Here is an 18,381-nt window from a genome sequence, read left to right as displayed (position 1 = left end):
CCGCAAAAACTTTCCGCCCTCCGCTTCACCCCGCTCCCGAGTTGGGATAGTCCCGTGACGATCATGAGCAGGGTTTCCCACGTCCATATCAAGGCGAAGACGGCGCGATGACGCCTTTGACCCCGCTTGCGGCCGTCCTGTTGGGCGCCGTCCTCGCGGCCTGGCTGGCCGCGGCGATCTGGGCGCTGAGGAACGGCTATCATATGCGCCGGGAAGGGACGCAGGCGCAGGGGCAGTTCGATCGCCTGTCCGTGCTGCTGGCGTCCGCCCCCGCCGCGCCCGTCATCATCCACGCGGACGGCCATCTGGAAGCGTCCGACCGGCTGGCCAAATGGCTTGGCAAGGATCGTATCCCGGCCTTCCTGTCCGAACTGATTGCGGAAGACGGCGGATTGGAACCGGGCGATGCGGCGGCATTGGGGCGGGAAATCGCCGCGGCGCAGCGCGCGGGGAAAAGTTTCGCGCTTCCGATTCGCGGGGTGGGTTCGACGCGGCTCCTGCTTGTCAGGGGCGCTCCGGCCGGACCGGCGCTGGCGTCCAGCGGCGGGGTCGTCCTGTGGATATTCGACGCGACCGACAGCCAGACCGAGATCGAGACGCTGAAGGATACGGTCGAACAGCTCCGCGACGCCTTGCAGGCGATGGCGGGACTGGTGGAAGCCGCGCCGTTCCCCATGTGGCATCGCACGCCCGACATGCGGTTAAGCCTGGTCAACGCGGCCTATGTCCACGCCGTGGATGCGAGCAGCGCGCGGGACGTCATCGAAAACGGCACGGAACTGGTCGAGACGGCAGGGGGTATCACGCCGCAGGACGCCGCCGCCGAAGCCATGGCGGAAGGCGCGCCGGTCGCCCGCATGATCCCCGCCACCATCGACGGGGAACGCAGGACCATGCGGGTGGTCGACGTGCCGCTGGGCGCGGCGGGCGTCGCCGGCTTCGCCATGGACCAGCATGAACTGGAACAGGCCCGGGTCGAGCACCGGCGGCTGGAGGCGGCGCAACGCGATCTGCTGGACCGCCTGTCGGCAGGGGTCGCGCGGTTCGGGCCGGATCGCGCCCTGCGTTTCTGGAACCAGCCTTTCATCAGCCTGTTCGGTCTCGATCAGGATCGGCTGGGCGACGGTCCGTTGTTCGAACGGGTTCTCGACCAGATGCGCGATGCGCGGCGCGTGCCGGAACACCGGGATTTTCCCGCCTGGCGTTCAGAGCGGCGGGAATGGTTCCTGTCCCCCGATCCGCTGGAGGAAAACTGGCTGCTGGCCGACGGCACGCATTTGCGCGTCTACGCCCAGCCTCTGCCCGATGGCGGGTTGCTGCTGATCTTCGAGGACCGGACGGAACAGGTCCAGTTGTCGAGCGCGCGCGACACGCTGCTGCGGGTGCGGACCGCGACATTCGACAACCTGTTCGAATCGATCGGCGTGTTCTCGTCAGACGGGCGGCTGCGCCTGTGGAACAGCCGGTTCCAGACGACATGGGGATTGCCTGAGGAGATGCTGGCCGCCCATCCGCGCATCGACGAACTGATGCAGGCGGTCCAGTCGCGCCTGGCCAAGCCGCAGCAGGTGAACCTGGTCCGCGAACTGGTGCGGGCCGCCACGGTCGAGCGCAAGCAGCGCATGGGCCATGTGGGTTTCGCCGATGGCCATATATTCGAGTTCGCGGCGATTCCGCTGCCGGACGGCAATGCGCTGTTCACCATGCTGGATGTGACCGACAGCCGCCGGGTGGAGCAGATCCTGCGCGACCGCAACGAGGCGCTGGAGCAGGCGGACAAGGTCAAGACCGCCTTCGTCGCCAATATGAGCTATGAACTGCGCACCCCCCTTACCACCATATCCGGGTTCGCCCAGATGATGAGCGCGGGCTATGCCGGGGACCTTAGCGAAGCGGCGAAGGACTATGTCGACGGCATCCTCCAGAGCACGTCCCGCCTGTCGATGATGATCGACAATGTGCTGGACCTGACCCAGGGGGAAGCGGGAACGCTTTCCATCGAACAGGCGCCGGTGGACCTGACCGCGCTGGCGCGGGAAAGCGCGGAGCGAATCGGGCAGGCGGCAAGGGCCAAGGGGATAGACCTGGCGATTTCCCTCCAGGACACGTTGGGCACGGTGCAGGGCGACGCGCGCCGCATCGGGCAGGCGCTGGACCATCTGCTTGAAAATGCGGTGCTCTATTGCGGCAAGGGCGCGCGGGTCCTGCTGCACGGCGATGGCGGCGCGGACAAGGCGCGGCTGGTGGTGTCGGACAACGGACCCGGCATCGCCCCGAAGCGGCAGGCGACGATCTTCGATCCGGCGGCGCGATCCGAACAGGCGCGCAATGGCGGGAAGGCAGGCATCGGTCTGCCGCTCGCCAGGCAATTGACGGAAGCGCATGGCGGCACGTTCCAGCTTGTTTCCGAACCGGGGCAGGGCACCATGGCGGTCATGGAACTGCCCCGTGGCTGAGGAAGCCGTCACCCTGCCCGATGAGGACGCCATGCTGGAAATGGGCCGCGCCATAGCAGGCCAGGTCCGCATCGGCGACGTCATCGCGCTGGAAGGCGGGCTGGGGGCCGGCAAAACCACATTGGCGCGGGGCATATTGGAAGCGCTGGGACTGGAAGGGGAAGCGCCCAGCCCCAGTTTCGCGCTCGTCCAGCCCTATGACGTTCCCGAAGTGCGGCTGCCCGTCACGCATGTCGATCTCTACCGCATCGACGATCCGGCGGAGGCGGCGGAACTCGGGCTGGACGATTATCTGATGGACAGCCTGCTCATCATCGAATGGCCGGAGCGGCTGGGCGATGCGCTGTGGCCCCATGCCCTGCGGCTGCGTATAGAGGCGCGGGCCGATGGCGGACGGCGCTTGACAGCGGAGCTTCCCGACGATTGGAAAGAGCGATGGCCACAGATATGATCCCGCCCCCCGCCGCGCCCGGCTTCCTGAAGCGCGTGGGATGGGGCGGCGGCGCGATCGTGCCGCTTGCGGGCGACGCGTCCTTCCGGCGCTATTTCCGCGTGGTCGACGGTTCGCGCCGGGCCGTGCTGATGGATGCGCCGCCGCCGCATGAAGACCCGCGCCCCTTCATCGCCCTTGCCGAGCATCTGCTGGGAGAAGGGTTCGCCGCGCCCGCGATCCTTGCGCGCGATCTGGACGAAGGGCTGGTCCTGATCGAGGATTTCGGCGACGTCCGGGTCAAGGAATATGTGGAGGATCATCCCGGCGAGGAACGGGACGTCTATGCGCGCGCCATCGCGCTGCTCGCCGACCTGCACAAGCGGCCCGCCGCGTCCGTGCCGCCCTATGACCGGGCGGTGTATCAGCGGGAAGCGGGGCTGCTGACCGAATGGTATTGCCCGGCGGCGGGGATCGAGGCCGACGCGGCGGGCTATGCCCGCGCATGGGACGCGGTGCTGCCGCTGGTCGAAGGGGCGGCCAGCCCGGTCGTGACGGTCCTGCGGGACTATCATGCGGAAAACATCATGCTGATCGACCGGCCTTCGGCGCGGGGGCTGGGGCTGCTCGATTTCCAGGACGCGCTGGCGGGACATCCGGCCTATGACCTGGTGTCGCTGTTGCAGGACGCGCGGCGGGACGTGCCGCCGGAGCTGGAGGCGGATATGCTGGCGCTCTACCGCGACCTGGCCGCGCCGCCGGAGGATTTCGACGCCGCCTATGCGGTGCTGGGGGCGCAGCGGAACGCGAAGATCATCGGTATCTTCACGCGCCTGTGGAAACGGGACGGCAAGCCGCGCTACCTGTCCTTCCTGCCGCGCATGTGGGGATTGCTGGAGCGCGATCTGGCGCATCCCGCGCTGGCTCCGGTGGCGGAATGGTTCGCGGCCCATATTCCATCGGAAAAGCGCCATGATGCGCTGGCGGAGTTCTCGCCTGCATGATCGACACCGCGATGCTGATGGCGGCGGGGCTGGGCAAGCGGATGCGACCGCTGACCGCGACCCGTCCCAAGCCGCTGGTCAAGGTGGCGGGCAAGCCGCTGATGGACCACGCGCTCGACCGGCTGGAGGCGGGCGGGATCAGGAAGGTCGTGGTCAACGTCCACTATCTCGCCGACACGGTCGAGGCGCATCTGCGGGCGCGCAAGGGCGATGTGGAATATCTGATCTCCGACGAGCGCGGCCGTTTGCTGGAAACGGGCGGGGGATTGATGAAGGCCAAGCCGCTGCTGGGCGACAAGCCGTTCCTGTGCGCGAACAGCGACAATCTGTGGATCGACGGCCCGCAGGAAACGCTGGGCGCCATGCAGGCCATATGGGACCCCGCCCGCATGGATGCGCTGCTGCTGCTGGTGCCGCTCGCGCGGGCCAACTGCCATGGCGGACCGGGCGATTTCCACATGGATGCGACCGGACGGCTGACGCGGCGCAAGCCCGCCCATGTCGCGCCCTTTGTCTTCACCGGCGTGCAGATCATGTCGCCCGCCCTGCTGGCCGATCCGCCGTCCGATGTCTTTTCCACCAATATCTTCTGGAACCGCGCCATGGAGGCCGGGCGGCTCCATGGCGTTTCCCATCAGGGATTGTGGTTCGACGTCGGCACGCCGCGCGCCATCCCGATCGTGGAAGCGATGCTGGGCCATGGTTGAGCGCGGCAGGCCCGCGCTGTTCAACATACCCGCGCATCGTTCCTTTTCCGATGCGCTGGTCGCCGGCCTATTGGCCCGGCATGGCGACGACCCGGTCAAGCTGGCGCAGGGCATGGTCCTGTTGCCCGGCAACAGGGCGATCCGGTCGATCAGCGACGCCTTCGTCAGGAAATCGGGCGGCGGGTTGCTGCTGCCTCGGCTCGTCGCCCTGGGCGATGCGGAACTGGGCGAGCAGGTCGGCGGCGCGCTCGATCCGCTGGGGGAGCAGGACGCCATCCCGCCCGCCGTCGGTCCCATGCAGCGGCAGATGATCCTCGCGCGGCTGGTGCAGGACGTATCGCCCAGGCCGGTGGATGCCGGGCAGGCGCTGCAACTCGCCGGAACGCTGGCTTCGGTTCTGGACCAGATGCAGGTCGAGCGGCTTTCCGTCGCAGCCTTGCGGGACATCCAGCTTTCGGACGCGCTTTCCGCCCATTGGCAAAGATCGCTCGATCTGTTGACCGTCCTCCTCGATCGCTGGCCGCAGGAATTGAAGCGGCTGGGCTGCATCGACCTTGCCGAACGGAGGAACAGGCTGTTCGACCGCGTGGCGGAGCGATGGAAGGAAAGCCCGCCCCGGCATTTCGTCGTCGCGGCGGGCATTTCCACCACGGCCCCCGCCATTGCCGGACTTTTGCGGCGCATCGCCGCCATGCCGCACGGCATGGTCGTTTTCGCGGGTCTCGACCAGAATATGGACGCGGACGCATGGGAGGCCATCGGCCCCTTCGATCCCGATCCGGTCACGGGACGCATCCCGGCGGGGCATGAAACCCATCCGCAATATGGGTTGAAACGGCTGCTCGACCGCATGAGCGCCACGCGGGACGATGTGGCGCAATGGCGTTGGGGGAGCGAGCATGACGCGCGCGCGGTGCGGGGCCGCAACATTTCCAACGCCATGCTGCCGCCCCGCCTGACCACGCGCTGGCGCGACCTGAAGACCGCCGACCGATCCCTGGCGGGCGTGGAGGCGCTGGAAGTCGCGACGCCCGGCGAGGAAGCGCAGGCCATCGCCATCGCCTTGCGCGAGGCACTGGAAACCGCAGGAAAGACCGCCGCGCTGGTGACGCCCGACCGGCAACTGGCCACCCGCGTGTCGGCCCATCTGAAAAGATGGAACATAGAGGCGGACGATTCGGCCGGTCAGCCGCTGTCCCGCTTGCCGCCGGGCACCTTGCTGATCGCGATGGCGCAGGCGGTGGCGGAGCGTTTTGCCCCCGTGACGCTGCTTGCGCTGCTGAAACATCCGCTGGTCATGCGGGGCGAGGATCGCCTGCCCTGGCTTGAACGGGTCCGGGGACTCGATCTGTTGCTGCGAGGCCCCCGGCCGCAAGCGGGCCTGCTGGGCATAGACCTGCTGCTGGCCCCGCGCGAGGGCGAAGACAGGCAGCGGGACCTGCGCGCCCGGATCGGCGCGTGGTGGCCGCAGGCGCGGTCCCTGCTGGCGCCGCTGGAAGCGGCCTTTGCCGGCGCGCCCGATCTGTCCGCGCAGCTTGCCGCCATCCGTGAGCAGGCGGGGCTGCTGTCGCGCGAGGCCGTCTGGGCGGGGCATCAGGGTCGCGCGGCCGCCGAACTGTTCGCGGACATGGAAGACCATGCGGGCGATGGCCCGCGCGAGGCCGATATGCGGTCGCTGCCGATATTGCTGGATCACATGCTGGGCGGCGTGGCCGTGCGCCCGCCCCAGGGGGGGCATCCGCGCATCGCCATATTGGGCCTGATCGAAGCGCGGCTGATGCAGGCCGACATCATGATCCTGGGCGGGCTGAACGAAGGCGTGTGGCCGGGTATGCCCGCGCCGGACCCGTGGCTGGCGCCCAGCATCCGCAAGGATCTGGGACTGCCCGGACTGGAAAGCCGCATCGGATTGGCGGCGCACGATTTCGCGAGCGCGCTGGGCGCTCCGCAGGTCCTCATCACCCGTGCGCGGCGCGGGGCGGGCGGCCCGGCGGTCGCGTCCCGTTTCTGGCTGCGGTTGAAAGCCATGGCCGGGCCGCAATGGAAATCGGCGGACCGCTATGCCGATTTCGCCCGGGATATCGACCGTCCGGCGCTGTTCCGGCCCGCCGCGCGGCCACGGCCCGTCCCGCCCGCATCGGTAAGGCCCAAGCTGGTGCCCGTCACCGATGTCGACCGGCTGAAGGCCGATCCCTATGCCTTCTATGCCCGCCGCATCCTGCGCCTTGCGCGCCTCGATCCGGTGGACGCGGACGCCGGCCCTGCCTGGCGCGGGACGGCGGTGCACGAAATTCTCCAGCGCTGGGCGGAAGCGGCCACGCTCGACCCCGCCGATCTGGAGGATCGGGCAAGGGCGATGTTCGCGCGGCCGGACGTCCACCCCTTGCTGCGCGCGCTGTGGCAACCGCGGCTGATCGAGGCTATCCGCTGGATTGCCGCGGAGGTGACGAAGGACAAGGGGGAAGGCCGCTCCATCCTGGCGGTCGAAAGGGAGGGCCGGACGGAGATCGCAGGCATCACCCTGACCGGAAAGGCCGACCGCATCGACCGGATGACCGATGGAACGCTGGCCATCGTCGATTACAAGACGGGGAAACCGCCCAGCGCGCGGCAGGTCAGGGCAGGATTTGCGCTGCAACTCGGCCTGCTGGGGCTGATCGCGGAGCACGGAGGCTTTCCCGGCATCGAAGGGCGTGCCGTGGCCGGATGCTTCGAATATTGGTCGCTGGCGAAGAAGGGAGACGCCTTCGGCTATCGGGAAAGCCCGGTCGATCCGCTCGGCAAGAGGGACAAGATCGTGACGGCCGACTTCACCGCCTATGTCCATGACCTGTTCGAGCAGGCGGCGGCGGGCTATCTGAACGGAACCATGCCGTTCGAGGCCCAGGTCAATCCGGAAGTGGCCAGTTATGGCGATTATGACCAGCTCATGCGGCTGGAGGAATGGTATGGCCGCGACGATGGCTAGGAAGGCAAGCCCCCTTCAACCGCTGGCGGACAAACAGGCGCTGGCGGCGGCGCCCGACGCGCATGTCTGGCTGTCCGCTTCGGCGGGCACGGGCAAGACCCATGTGCTGACGGCCCGCGTTTTCCGCCTGCTGCTGCAAGGCGTCCGGCCGGAAAACATCCTCTGCCTCACCTTTACCAAGGCAGGCGCGGCGGAAATGGCCGACCGCATCCATGACCGGCTGGCGGCGTGGGTGCAGATGGAGGAGGGCGACCTTTTCAACGATCTGGAAGCCCTGGGCGAAGAGGCCGGTCCCGAAGCGCGCGACCGTGCCCGCCGGCTGTTCGCCGAGGTGCTGGAATCGACGGGCGGCGGCCTGCGCATCCAGACGATCCATGGTTTCTGCCAGCAGTTGCTGACCTCCTTTCCGCTGGAGGCGGGCCTGACGCCCGGTTTCCGGCCGCTCGACCAGCGCGAGCAGTCGGCGCTGGCGCGGCAGGTGCTGGCCGATCTGGCGGTGGAGGCGGATCAGAATGGAGACACCGCGCTGACCGGCGCCTTGCAGGCGCTCAGCCTGCGGCTGGGGGAGGCGGGGGCGGAGCAGTTCCTGCTGCGCGCCGCCGCCCGCCTGGATGCGCTGAACCGTCTGCCCGAGGCCATCGGTCCCTGGCTGAAGGATGAACTCGGGCTGCCCGCAGGGGATGTCGATGCCTGGCTGGCGGGGCAATGCGACGACGCCGTCTTCGATATGCGGACGCTGGCGGCCATTGCCCAGTCGAATGCGGACTGGGGTTCGGGGCGCGCGCTGGAACGCTGCGAGCGGATCGCGCGGTGGCGCGCGCTCACGCCCGACGGGCGGGCCGCCGCCTTGCGCGATCTTCATGCCGCATGGGCGAAGGCGGATGGCGGCTTTGTTTCCGCCAAAGGCTGGGTTCCCCCCGCCGACGGTTATCTGGAGATGGCGGCGCGCATGCACGAACGCTGCGCGGACCTGCTGGGCGTCAAGCTGCTGGCGGACTATGCGGACCTGCTCGCCAGGGCGCTGCACGCGGGCCGGGCCTATGCCCGCGCCTATGCCGGGGCGAAGGCGGTCGCGGGGGCAGTGGATTTCGACGATCTGATCGCCCGCACCGCCGCGCTCCTGCAACAGGACGGGATCGCGGACTGGATACGATACAAGCTGGACCAGCGCGTCGATCATGTGCTGGTCGATGAAGCGCAGGACACCAATGTCAGCCAATGGCAGATCATAGGCGCGCTGACCGCCGAATTTTTCGCGGGCGAGGGCGCGAAGGGGGACAAGGTCCGGACCATCTTCACGGTCGGCGATTTCAAGCAGGCGATCTTCGGCTTCCAGGGCACCAGCCCCCTTGCCTTCGCCGCCGCCCAAAGGGCCTTTCAGGGGCAGGCCGACAATGTGGCGCACCCTTTCCATGCGCTGTCGCTCGACCGCAGCTTTCGTTCGACGCCCGCCATATTGGATGTGGTGGACCGCACGATCGCGACCCTGCGCGCGCAGCGGCTGGGGCTGGAGGATCAGGATGTGCGCCATGTCAGCGCCAATCCCTTCCCCGGCGAAGTCCTGTTGTGGAAGCCGATCGTCGCGGGCCTGAACGAGGATGCGGAAGGGGAGGAGGACTGGGCGGCCGATCAGGAGCGCGCGCTTGCCGCCCGGATCGCGCGGCAGATCCGGCAATGGCTGGACGACGGATTGATGCTGGAAAGCAAGGGCAGGCCCGTGCGGCCCGGCGACATCATGATCCTGGTCCGCCGCCGCAGCGAACTGGCCCGCCTGATCGTCGCGCGCCTCTATGAGGAACAGGTCGCGGTCGCCGGGATAGACCGGCTGCGCCTCAATGCGCCGCTTGCCGTCCGCGATCTGCTGGCGGCGCTGCGCTTCGCGGTGCAGCCGGAGGACGAGCTGAACCTGGCGGCGCTGCTCGTGTCCCCGCTGATCGGCTGGAGCCAGGACGAGCTGATGACGCGGCTGATCGGGCGCGACCGCGCGGGCGGGTTATGGCGGCATCTGACCGGCAGCCTGGACGACGATCTGGTCCGGCCGCTGCGCGATCTGCTGGCCGGGGCGGACTTCACGACGCCCTACCGCTATCTGGAGGCGATCCTTTCCGGCCCGATGGATGGGCGGCGGCGCCTGATCGAGCGGCTCGGCCCGGAAGCCGCCGACCCGATCGAGGAACTGCTGAACGCCGCGCTGGCGTTCGAGACGGACGATTATCCTTCGCTCCAGCGCTTCATCGACTGGTTCGACCGCGGCGAGGTGGAAATCGTCCGCGATGCCGCCGCGCAGGGGGATGCGCTGCGGTTGCTGACCGTGCACGGCGCAAAGGGATTGCAGGCGCCCATCGTCATCCTGGCGGACGCCTGCCTCGACCCCGATGCCGGGCATCGGGCCGATACGCTGGAATGGAACGGATTGCCCATCCTGCCGCCCCGGAAAGAGGAAAGGAAGGGACCGGTCGGCCATGTTGCCGAAGCCGCCGCCGCCGCCGACCGGGAAGAACATTGGCGGCTGCTCTACGTCGCCTTGACCCGCGCGGAAGAAAGGCTGGTGGTGGCCGGGTCGCTGGGACCGCGCGCAAAGGGCGAGGTCAAGCCGGAAAGCTGGTTCGGCGCGGTGGAGAACGCCCTGATCTCGCTGGAGGCCGAATGGCAGGCCGATCCGCTGTGGGGCGCGCGGCGAAGCTGGCGCGGCGCGCAGATATTGCCGCCCCGGCCGTTGCAGGCCGCGCATCCGGAGGAAAAAGCCTCTCAGGATCGTCCCGACTGGCTGGATCGTCCCGCGCCGGTCGAAGCGCGCCCGCCTCGTCCGCTCGCGCCTTCGGCCTCGGTGGAGGACGACGTGCCCTATCCCCCGCCCGGTCCGGCGATGCGATCGGCCGCGGAAAGGGGGCGCTGGCTGCACGCCCTGTTCGAACGGCTCCCCGATATCGCCCCCGAACGCCGCCGCGAAAGCGCGGAACGCTGGCTGGAACAGCAGGGCGCGGCGGATATGGCGCTGCGGCGGGAGGTCGTGGACCATGCACTCGCCGTTATCGAGGCGCCGGGCTTTTCGACGCTTTTCGGGCCGGGTTCGCTGGCGGAGGCGCCCATCGCGGCCGTCGTCGGGGAAACGGTCATCGCGGGCACGGTGGACCGGCTGTGCGTCGGCGAGGACCTGATCCAACTGGTCGATTTCAAGACCGGCCGGATCGCGCCGCTGTCGATAGAAGAAGTGCCGGCGGCCCATATCCGGCAAATGGCCGCCTATGTCTCCGCGCTGCGGGTGATCTTTCCGCAACGGACGATTGAAGCCGGGCTGCTCTATACCAGCGCGCCGCGCCTCATCTCCCTTCCGCCGGAGGTGCTGGAAGCGAACAAGCCGGGCTTTGCCACGGCACAGGACAATTTATAGCGCGCACCCGTTGAGCCGATGGCGTCCCCACCCTAGATTGCCGGTGAATATAAGGAGAATCCCAAGATGGCCACCAAGGCGATAACCGACACCAGCTTCCAGAACGACGTATTGTCCTCCGACAAGCCGGTCCTTGTCGACTTCTGGGCGGAATGGTGCGGCCCGTGCAAGATGATCGGACCGGCTCTGGAGGAGATTTCCGAGGAACTGGCCGACAAGGTGACGATCGCGAAGATCAACATCGACGAGAATCCCGACGCGCCGGGCCGCTATGGCGTGCGCGGCATCCCGACCATGATCCTGTTCAAAAATGGCGAAGCGGCCGCGACCAAGGTAGGCGCGGCCCCGAAAAGCGCGCTCAAGGGCTGGATCGAAAGCGTTCTGTAGCTGTCCTCGCTGACGGCCTGCGCTCCCGTGGAAGCGCAGGCCGTCAGCTAAAGAGCAGGTCCGCCGCCTTGTCCCACAGCCGGGGCGACGACGCGCCGAGCAGCCCGCGCCGCTTGTCGCCCACGCGATAGGGCGATCCGTCATGGCGCTGGCAAAGCCCGCCGGCCTCGTTCAGGAACAGCGTCCCCGCCGCATGGTCCCAGGGGAGCGTCCGCGAAAATAGCGACAGATCGTTCTCGCCCAGCGCAAGCCGGGGATATTGCTCCGCCGCGCAGCGCGGAATGTCGACCAGCGTGAATCGGCCGGCGGAACGGTTCTGGATGCCGGCCCTTTCCTGCGGCGTCATGAAGTAGACCGCGAGCGCCGCGATGGGCATGGCCGCGCCGCTTTCCCGCGCGTGGATACGCTCCCCATTCACATAGCTGCCCGCGCCCAATACCGCATGGCAGAGCCGCCCGGTCAGCGGGTCCAATATCCATCCCGCCAGGGCGGCCCCGCCGTCGGCCAGTGCGACCATGATGCCGAAGGGCGGCTTTCCCGCGGCGAAATTGCCGGTGCCGTCGATGGGGTCGACGATCCAGTTCAGCCCATCGCCCGCGCGTTCCAATATGGCGGGGTCGGCGGCGCAGGCCTCCTCCCCGATGATGGCGGCTTCGGGGAGGATTGCGGCCAGCCCTTCGGCCAGGCGGATCTCGCTTTCCTTGTCGGCGATGGTGACGAAGTCGTCCGCCGCCTTCTCGCTGATATCCTCCGCCGCAAGGTTGCGGTAGCGCGGCATGACGATGTCGCGCGCCACTTCCCGCATGAGCGCGGCGACAGGCTCATGCAGTTCCATCGCCATCAGCTGCGATAGTCCGCGTTGATGGAGATATATCCATGCGTCAGGTCGCAGGTCCACACCGTCGCCCGCCCGTTGCCGAGGCCCAGGTCTACGCCGATCCGGATGTCCTGGCCTTTGAGGTGTGCGGCAACGGGCGCTTCGTCATAGCCCTCGACCGCGAGTCCGCCGGTGGCGACCTGCGTCGCGCCGAAGCGGATGGAAAGCCTGTCGCGGTCGGCAGGCTCCCCGGCCTTGCCCACGGCCATGACCACCCGGCCCCAATTCGCGTCCTCACCCGCTATGGCGGTCTTGACGAGGGGGGAGTTGGCGATGGACAGGGCGATCCGATGGGCGCTGGCGTCGCTTTCCGCGCCTTCGACCGTAATCTCGATGAATTTGGAGGCGCCTTCGCCGTCGCGCACGACCAGATGGGCAAGCTGGCGGCAGAGGTCGGTGAGCGCGGCCTGAAACGCATCCGCTCCCGCATCGTCCATGGAGGCGAGGGGGACATTCCCGGCCTTGCCGGTGGCGAAGGCGAGGACCGTGTCGCTGGTGGAGGTGTCGCTGTCCACGGTGATGCAGGAGAAGGTCTGCCGGTTGGCGGCGGACAGCATCTGCTGGAGCAGCGCAGGCTCTACCGCCGCGTTGGTGAAGACATAGCCCAGCATCGTCGCCATGTCGGGCGCGATCATGCCCGATCCCTTGACGATGCCCACCAGCTCCACGCGCCGGCCGCTGACCATGGCGGAGACATGCGCGCCCTTGGGATAGGTGTCCGTCGTGCCGATGGTGAGCGCCGCGTCTTCCCAGCCGCACGCCGGGGCGGCAAAGGCCGACTCAAGGCCCGCCTCCGCCTTGTCGATCGGCAGGGGGACGCCGATGACGCCGGTGGAGGAAATGAAGATATCCGACGGATTGCAGGCCAGATGGTTGGCGACCCTGGCGGCGATGGCCTCCACGGCGGCGCGGCCGCGATGGCCGGTGAAGGCGTTGGCGTTGCCCGCATTCACCACCAGCGCCCGCGCGGAGCCGAGCGGAATGGCATCGCGGCACCATTCGACTTCGGGCGAGGGGCATTTGCTCTGCGTCGTGACGCCCGCAACGGCCGTCCCTTCCGCCAGCTCGACATAGGTGAGGTCGCAACGGTCCCAATTCTTGTAGCGCGCGCAGGCCACACGCACGGTCACGCCGGGGATCGGCGGCAGGTCGGGAAAGGCGGACGGGGCAAGGGGAGAACGCTCGGTCATGCTCCGTCGCTTAACGCAATCTGCATTGCCGTCAACGCATGATGCGCCTTCCCGGCCTCAACGGCGAAAGGCGGACGAACAGACGTCCCACGCCGTCCGGCAGGACGATACCCCGGTATCGCCGGCTCGCGGCATATCGCAGCAGTCCGGCGTCGGGGGCGAGGGGGAGCTTGCGCGTTCCCCCCTCATATCCCGCCAATATGGCGGCGGGGGGATCGCGGTCGAGATCGGCCAGGGTGGCGGGGGTGACGACGTGCATCCTGCGCGCCTGAGCGGAGGTGATCATCGATCCGCTGCGATAGACGAAAGGTCCGGTGGCGAAACGCGGATCGACCTGCAATCCGCTGTCGACCGCGAGATGAGGCGACAGCGTGACGATCCCGTCGTCGCGCGCGAGGGCGCGCACCGTGGTCCCTATCCACACAGCCTGCGATCCGGCCTCAAGGACGGGCGATCCGGTTCGCGCCATGACGGCGATGTGGCCGCTGGCCTTGAGCAGTCCGGGGACCGCCGCCAGGCACAGCAGGCCGAGCAGCATTTCCCGCGCCGCGAAAGGCCACCGCCGTGCATCGTCCAGCAGATAGCCCATGCCCAGCGCCAGCGGCGGGATCAGCGGCATCAGATACTGCACCTGCAAGGGCGTGGGCAGGGCCGCGCCAAGCAGACCGCCGCCGATCATCCATCGGCAAAGCGTCCGGCCCGCCGACGCCGTCCTGTTGCGGTCGAAAATCCAGCGGCTCCCGATCAGCAGCAGGGCGATGAGCGCCGGTCCCTTCCAAAGGAATTTCAGCAGATCGGCGAGCTTTTCCAGGAAGAGCAGTTCATGCTCCGCGCCATTGGCCGCATACCAGCTATGCGGCGCGGTCGCCCCGAACGTCAGCACGCCATAGGTGAAAGGCTCCGGCGCGACGAGATAGAGGAGGAGCATGGGCGACAGGCCCGCCAGCCCGCCAAGGGACAGCCATGCCGCCGCCTTCCATCCGGCGCGCCCACCCGGATGGAGCGCGAACAGGCCGCTCGCCAGGGCAAGGGGCGCGAAATTGAGCTTGGTGGCGGTCGCAAGGCCCAGGAGCAGCCCGCCCAGCAGCCAATGTTCCGCCCGCCGGCTCCGCAGCGCCGAAAGCAGCATCAGCATCGCCAGCGAGGCCAGCAGCGTCGCCAGCATGTCGTTGCGGACCACGCTGCCCGTGAATTGGAAGGCGGCGGTCGAACCGGCAAGCAGGGTGGCGATGGCGGCGCTGTCGCGGGAAATGCCCGCGATCCGCTGCGCCTTCCATAGCGTGAGCAGGACACCGAACGCGGTGGCGGCGGTCGCCAGGCGCATCGCCAGAACCATATCGCGTGGGAACAGCCCGGCCAGCGGCGCGAGGAACCAGCTGTGCAAAGGTGGCTGGAGATAGAGGAAGTCGCGGAAAACGAGCATGTGGGAGCTGAAATAAGCGCCCGCTATATATTGGCTTTCGTCATGGTCGAAGGGGGTGGCAAGCGCCGTCAGAACGCACCACAGGAGCAGGGGAACGCAAAGCGCAAGGGCAATAGCCACGGGCGCGGCGCGGCCGCGCGGCGGCGCCAGAACGATTTTGCGATACATCACCCCTCACTCTCGCGAAACGCCGTTATTGGCATCGACGGACTTGGCAATAGAAAAGCGCCGGTTTGTGACGTTCCGTCGATGCGTGACGCCGCGCGGAGCTGAAAACCGCATCCGCCGGTTCCGATACCTTCGGGCGATGCAGTCTGATTGACTAAAGCCCATGCCGTGCCTAAATCGCGGCGCATATCTGCATGTGTCCTTCCTTGCGGGACGCACGCGCCCTCTTTTTGTCAGGATTCTGCATGTTCGGCGCACTCGCCAAGTCCATCTTCGGATCGTCCAACGACCGCTATGTGAAGTCGCTGGGCAGGATCGTGGATCAGATCGCGGCCTTCGAGCCCACGATCTCGGCGATGACGGATGAGGAGCTGGCCGCCCAGACGGTGAAGTTCCGCGAGCAGCTCGCGCAGGGCACGGCGCTGGACGACCTGCTGCCCGAAGCCTTCGCCACGGTGCGCGAAGCGGCGAAACGGACGCTGGGCCAGCGCCATTATGACGTGCAGATGATCGGCGGCATCGTCCTTCACCGCGGCGAGATCGCCGAAATGCGGACGGGCGAGGGCAAGACGCTGGTGGCCACGTTGGCGACCTATCTCAACGCCCTGGAAGGGAAGGGCGTGCATGTCGTCACCGTCAACGACTATCTGGCGTCGCGCGACTGCGACTGGATGGGGCAGGTCTATCGCTTCCTGGGGCTGACCACCGGCGTCATCGTCCCCAACCTTAGCGAGGATCAGCGGCGCGCGGCCTATAATGCCGACATCACCTATGCCACGAACAATGAGCTGGGCTTCGACTATCTGCGCGACAATATGAAATATGACCGCGCCTCGATGGTCCAGAGGCCGTTCAATTTCGCCATCGTGGACGAGGTGGACTCGATCCTGATCGACGAGGCGCGCACGCCGCTCATCATATCCGGCCCGACCGACGACAAGTCGGAGCTATACATCTCCGTCGACGCCATCGTGAAGCAGATCGACGAGGGCGATTATGAAAAGGACGAGAAGCAGCGCACCGTCACGCTGACCGAGGACGGCACGGAAAAGATCGAGCGGATGCTGGAAAATGCCGGGCTGTTGCAGGGCGCGAACCTCTATGATTTCGAGAATACCGCCGTCGTCCATCATGTGAACCAGGCGCTGCGCGCGAATGTGATGTTCCGCCGGGACATCGATTATATCGTCAAGGACGGCAAGGTCGTCATCATCGACGAGTTCACCGGCCGCATGATGGACGGCCGCCGCTGGTCCGACGGCCTGCATCAGGCGGTCGAGGCGAAGGAAGGCGTCCAGATCGAGCCGGAGAACCAGACGCTCGCCTCCATCACCTTCCAGAATTATTTCCGCATGTATCCCAAGCTTGCCGGCATGACCGGCACGGCCGCCACCGAAGCGACCGAATTCTACGAAATCTACAAGATGAACGTCGTCACCATCCCGACCAACCGCCCTGTGCAGCGCGTGGACGAGGAAGATACGTTCTACAAGAATCTGGAAGACAAGTTCCGGGGCATTGCAAAGACGATCAAGGACCATGCCGAGCGGGGACAGCCGGTGCTGGTCGGCACCGTCTCCATCGAAAAGTCCGAAATGCTGTCCGAATTCCTCAATCAGGAAGGCGTGAAGCACGCCGTCCTCAACGCCCGCTTCCACGAGCAGGAAGCGCATATCGTCGCGCAGGCGGGCCGCAAGGGCGCCGTCACCATCGCGACCAACATGGCGGGACGCGGCACCGACATCAAACTGGGCGGCAACCTGGAAATGCGGGTCGAGGATGAATTGCGCGATATGCCCGAAGGGCCGGAGCGCGACGCCGCCATCGCCCGCATCGATGCCGAAATCGAAGCGGAGAAGGCCGAAGTGCTCGCGGCTGGCGGCCTGTTCGTGCTGGCGACGGAACGCCACGAAAGCCGCCGCATCGACAACCAGCTACGCGGCCGTTCGGGCCGTCAGGGCGATCCGGGCCTGTCGCGCTTCTATCTCAGCCTCGACGACGATCTGATGCGGATATTCGGGCCGGACACGATGTTCGCCAAGATGATCCGGTCGAACCTGGAGGATGGGGAGGCCCTGCCGCCGTCCAAATGGCTCAGCAAGGCGATCGAGACGGCGCAGAGGAAGGTCGAGGCGCGCAACTACGACATCCGCAAGCAGGTCGTCGAATATGACGACGTGATGAACGACCAGCGCAAGGTCATCTACGAACAGCGCTCCGACATCATGGACGCCGATACGGTCGACGATGTCGTCATCGACATGCGGCATGAAACGGTGAACGATCTCGTCGGCGCGTCCTGCCCTCCGGGAACCTATCCTGAACAATGGGACATGGAGCGGCTGAAGGCGCGGACCGCTGAAATCCTGGGTGTGGAGCCGGATTTCGACGCATGGCTCAGCGAGGACGCGGTCGACCCGGAAATGATCGAGGAGCGGCTCGTCGCCCTGGCGGACGAAGCGGTCGCCGAGAAGATCAAGGATATAGAAACCGCCGACTGGCACATGATCGAAAAGAGCATCCTGCTCCAGAGCCTGGATCATCACTGGAAGGAGCATCTGGCCACATTGGATGCGCTTCGCCAGGTCGTGCATCTGCGCGCCTATGCCCAGAAAACGCCGATCAACGAATATAAGCAGGAAGCCTTCGCGCTTTTCGAACGCATGTTGGGCAATATCCGCGAGGACGTGACCGGCTCCATCGCGCGCGTCCAGTTTCGTCTGGATCAGGCCCCGCTGCCGGAGTTCGACCTTCCCGTGCTGCCCGATTTCATCACGACGCATATCGACCCCTTTTCCGGCGAGGACAACAGCGCGGACATCGACGCAGGGCAGGACGGCGGCATAACGACGACCATTCCCCGCCCGCCGATCGGCAATGCCGCGTCCGACGAGTTCTCCCATCTGAACACCAGCCGGAATGCGCCATGCCCCTGCGGCTCCGGGCAGAAATACAAGCACTGCCATGGGGCGCTGAACTGACGCGAGGCGCTCCCGGTTGCGGCGATCAACCGGGGTCATTTCTCCACGAGGCTTTCAGGCCCGCCCCGATGAGCGTCATGACGGAAATGCGCTTGCTCATGCCCCCCGTCGCGGCTCCTGTCCAAAAGTTCATCTTCCGGTCACGCTGCCGACGGGACGGACCCGGCATAAGGATCAGGCGATCCACGTTGGACCGCCTGCTTGATAGGAGTTGAATTATGAAAACGCGCCTGATCCTGACCAGCCTGGCATCGCTGGCCGTCCTCGCAACCCCGCTCGCCGCATCGGCCGCTACCGCTTCGCCCAAGCCGGTGCATCATCTGGCCAAGCACAAGGTTGCCAAGAAGGTCACGACGACGACCACCGCCACGACCGCAACGAAGGCGGCCACCAAGTAAG

Annotated in this window: 12 protein-coding genes; 9 read left to right on the top strand and 3 right to left on the bottom strand. The window is 66.9% G+C overall.

The genetic code is table 11. The annotated features are described in order from the left end of the window. Window positions 1–107 precede the first annotated feature (107 nt). The 7 genes from IQ35_RS00325 to trxA all read left to right on the top strand — a co-directional run bounded on the left by IQ35_RS00325 (window position 108) and on the right by trxA (window position 11,343). Window positions 108–2,456 carry a sensor histidine kinase gene (locus IQ35_RS00325; protein WP_021246594.1) on the top strand — a complete coding sequence of 783 codons (2,349 nt, stop codon included), beginning with the start codon at window positions 108–110 and terminating at the stop codon, window positions 2,454–2,456. Continuing rightward, a complete protein-coding gene (tsaE, locus tag IQ35_RS00320) occupies window positions 2,449–2,907 on the top strand; it encodes a tRNA (adenosine(37)-N6)-threonylcarbamoyltransferase complex ATPase subunit type 1 TsaE (RefSeq protein ID WP_021246595.1) in 459 nt (152 codons plus the stop codon). The genes IQ35_RS00325 and tsaE overlap by 8 nt, the downstream gene beginning before the upstream one ends. Then, window positions 2,904–3,890, top strand: coding sequence for an aminoglycoside phosphotransferase family protein (locus IQ35_RS00315; RefSeq protein ID WP_021246596.1), 987 nt, complete (start codon window positions 2,904–2,906; stop codon window positions 3,888–3,890). Before tsaE ends, IQ35_RS00315 begins: the two co-directional genes overlap by 4 nt. Then, entirely contained in the window at window positions 3,887–4,597 is a 711-nt protein-coding gene (locus IQ35_RS00310) for a nucleotidyltransferase family protein (RefSeq protein ID WP_145071538.1), read from the top strand. Before IQ35_RS00315 ends, IQ35_RS00310 begins: the two co-directional genes overlap by 4 nt. Then, window positions 4,590–7,565, top strand: coding sequence for a double-strand break repair protein AddB (gene addB / locus IQ35_RS00305; RefSeq protein WP_145071536.1), 2,976 nt, complete (start codon window positions 4,590–4,592; stop codon window positions 7,563–7,565). Before IQ35_RS00310 ends, addB begins: the two co-directional genes overlap by 8 nt. Beyond that, entirely contained in the window at window positions 7,546–10,956 is a 3,411-nt protein-coding gene (addA, locus tag IQ35_RS00300) for a double-strand break repair helicase AddA (protein ID WP_145071534.1), read from the top strand. The genes addB and addA overlap by 20 nt, the downstream gene beginning before the upstream one ends. A gap of 66 nt (window positions 10,957–11,022) precedes the next feature. Further along, window positions 11,023–11,343, top strand: coding sequence for a thioredoxin TrxA (gene trxA / locus IQ35_RS00295; RefSeq protein ID WP_021246601.1), 321 nt, complete (start codon window positions 11,023–11,025; stop codon window positions 11,341–11,343). A gap of 43 nt (window positions 11,344–11,386) precedes the next feature. Here trxA and IQ35_RS00290 read toward each other — a convergent pair whose 3' ends face one another. The 3 genes from IQ35_RS00290 to IQ35_RS00280 are packed head-to-tail and all read right to left on the bottom strand — an operon-like array spanning window position 11,387 to window position 15,001. Further along, a complete protein-coding gene (locus tag IQ35_RS00290; protein WP_021246602.1) occupies window positions 11,387–12,184 on the bottom strand; it encodes an inositol monophosphatase family protein in 798 nt (265 codons plus the stop codon). Next, a complete protein-coding gene (argJ, locus tag IQ35_RS00285) occupies window positions 12,184–13,410 on the bottom strand; it encodes a bifunctional glutamate N-acetyltransferase/amino-acid acetyltransferase ArgJ (protein ID WP_145071532.1) in 1,227 nt (408 codons plus the stop codon). Before argJ ends, IQ35_RS00290 begins: the two co-directional genes overlap by 1 nt. 31 nt (window positions 13,411–13,441) lie before the next feature. Then, window positions 13,442–15,001 (bottom strand): glycosyltransferase family 39 protein, encoded by a 1,560-nt coding sequence (locus tag IQ35_RS00280; protein ID WP_145071530.1) that lies wholly within the window; start codon window positions 14,999–15,001, stop codon window positions 13,442–13,444. Window positions 15,002–15,246: 245 nt separating this feature from the next. Between IQ35_RS00280 and secA the strand changes: the two genes are divergently transcribed. Next, a complete protein-coding gene (gene secA / locus IQ35_RS00275; RefSeq protein WP_145071528.1) occupies window positions 15,247–17,982 on the top strand; it encodes a preprotein translocase subunit SecA in 2,736 nt (911 codons plus the stop codon). Window positions 17,983–18,200: 218 nt separating this feature from the next. After that, window positions 18,201–18,380: a hypothetical protein gene (locus tag IQ35_RS00270; protein WP_021246606.1), complete on the top strand. Its 180-nt coding sequence runs from the start codon at window positions 18,201–18,203 to the stop codon at window positions 18,378–18,380. Window position 18,381 lies beyond the last annotated feature (1 nt).

The organism is Sphingobium wenxiniae (assembly GCF_007830065.1).
Lineage (GTDB): Bacteria > Pseudomonadota > Alphaproteobacteria > Sphingomonadales > Sphingomonadaceae > Sphingobium > Sphingobium wenxiniae.
The sequence above is the reverse complement of the archived record's forward strand: the minus strand, read 5'-3'. Positions and strand labels throughout refer to the sequence as shown.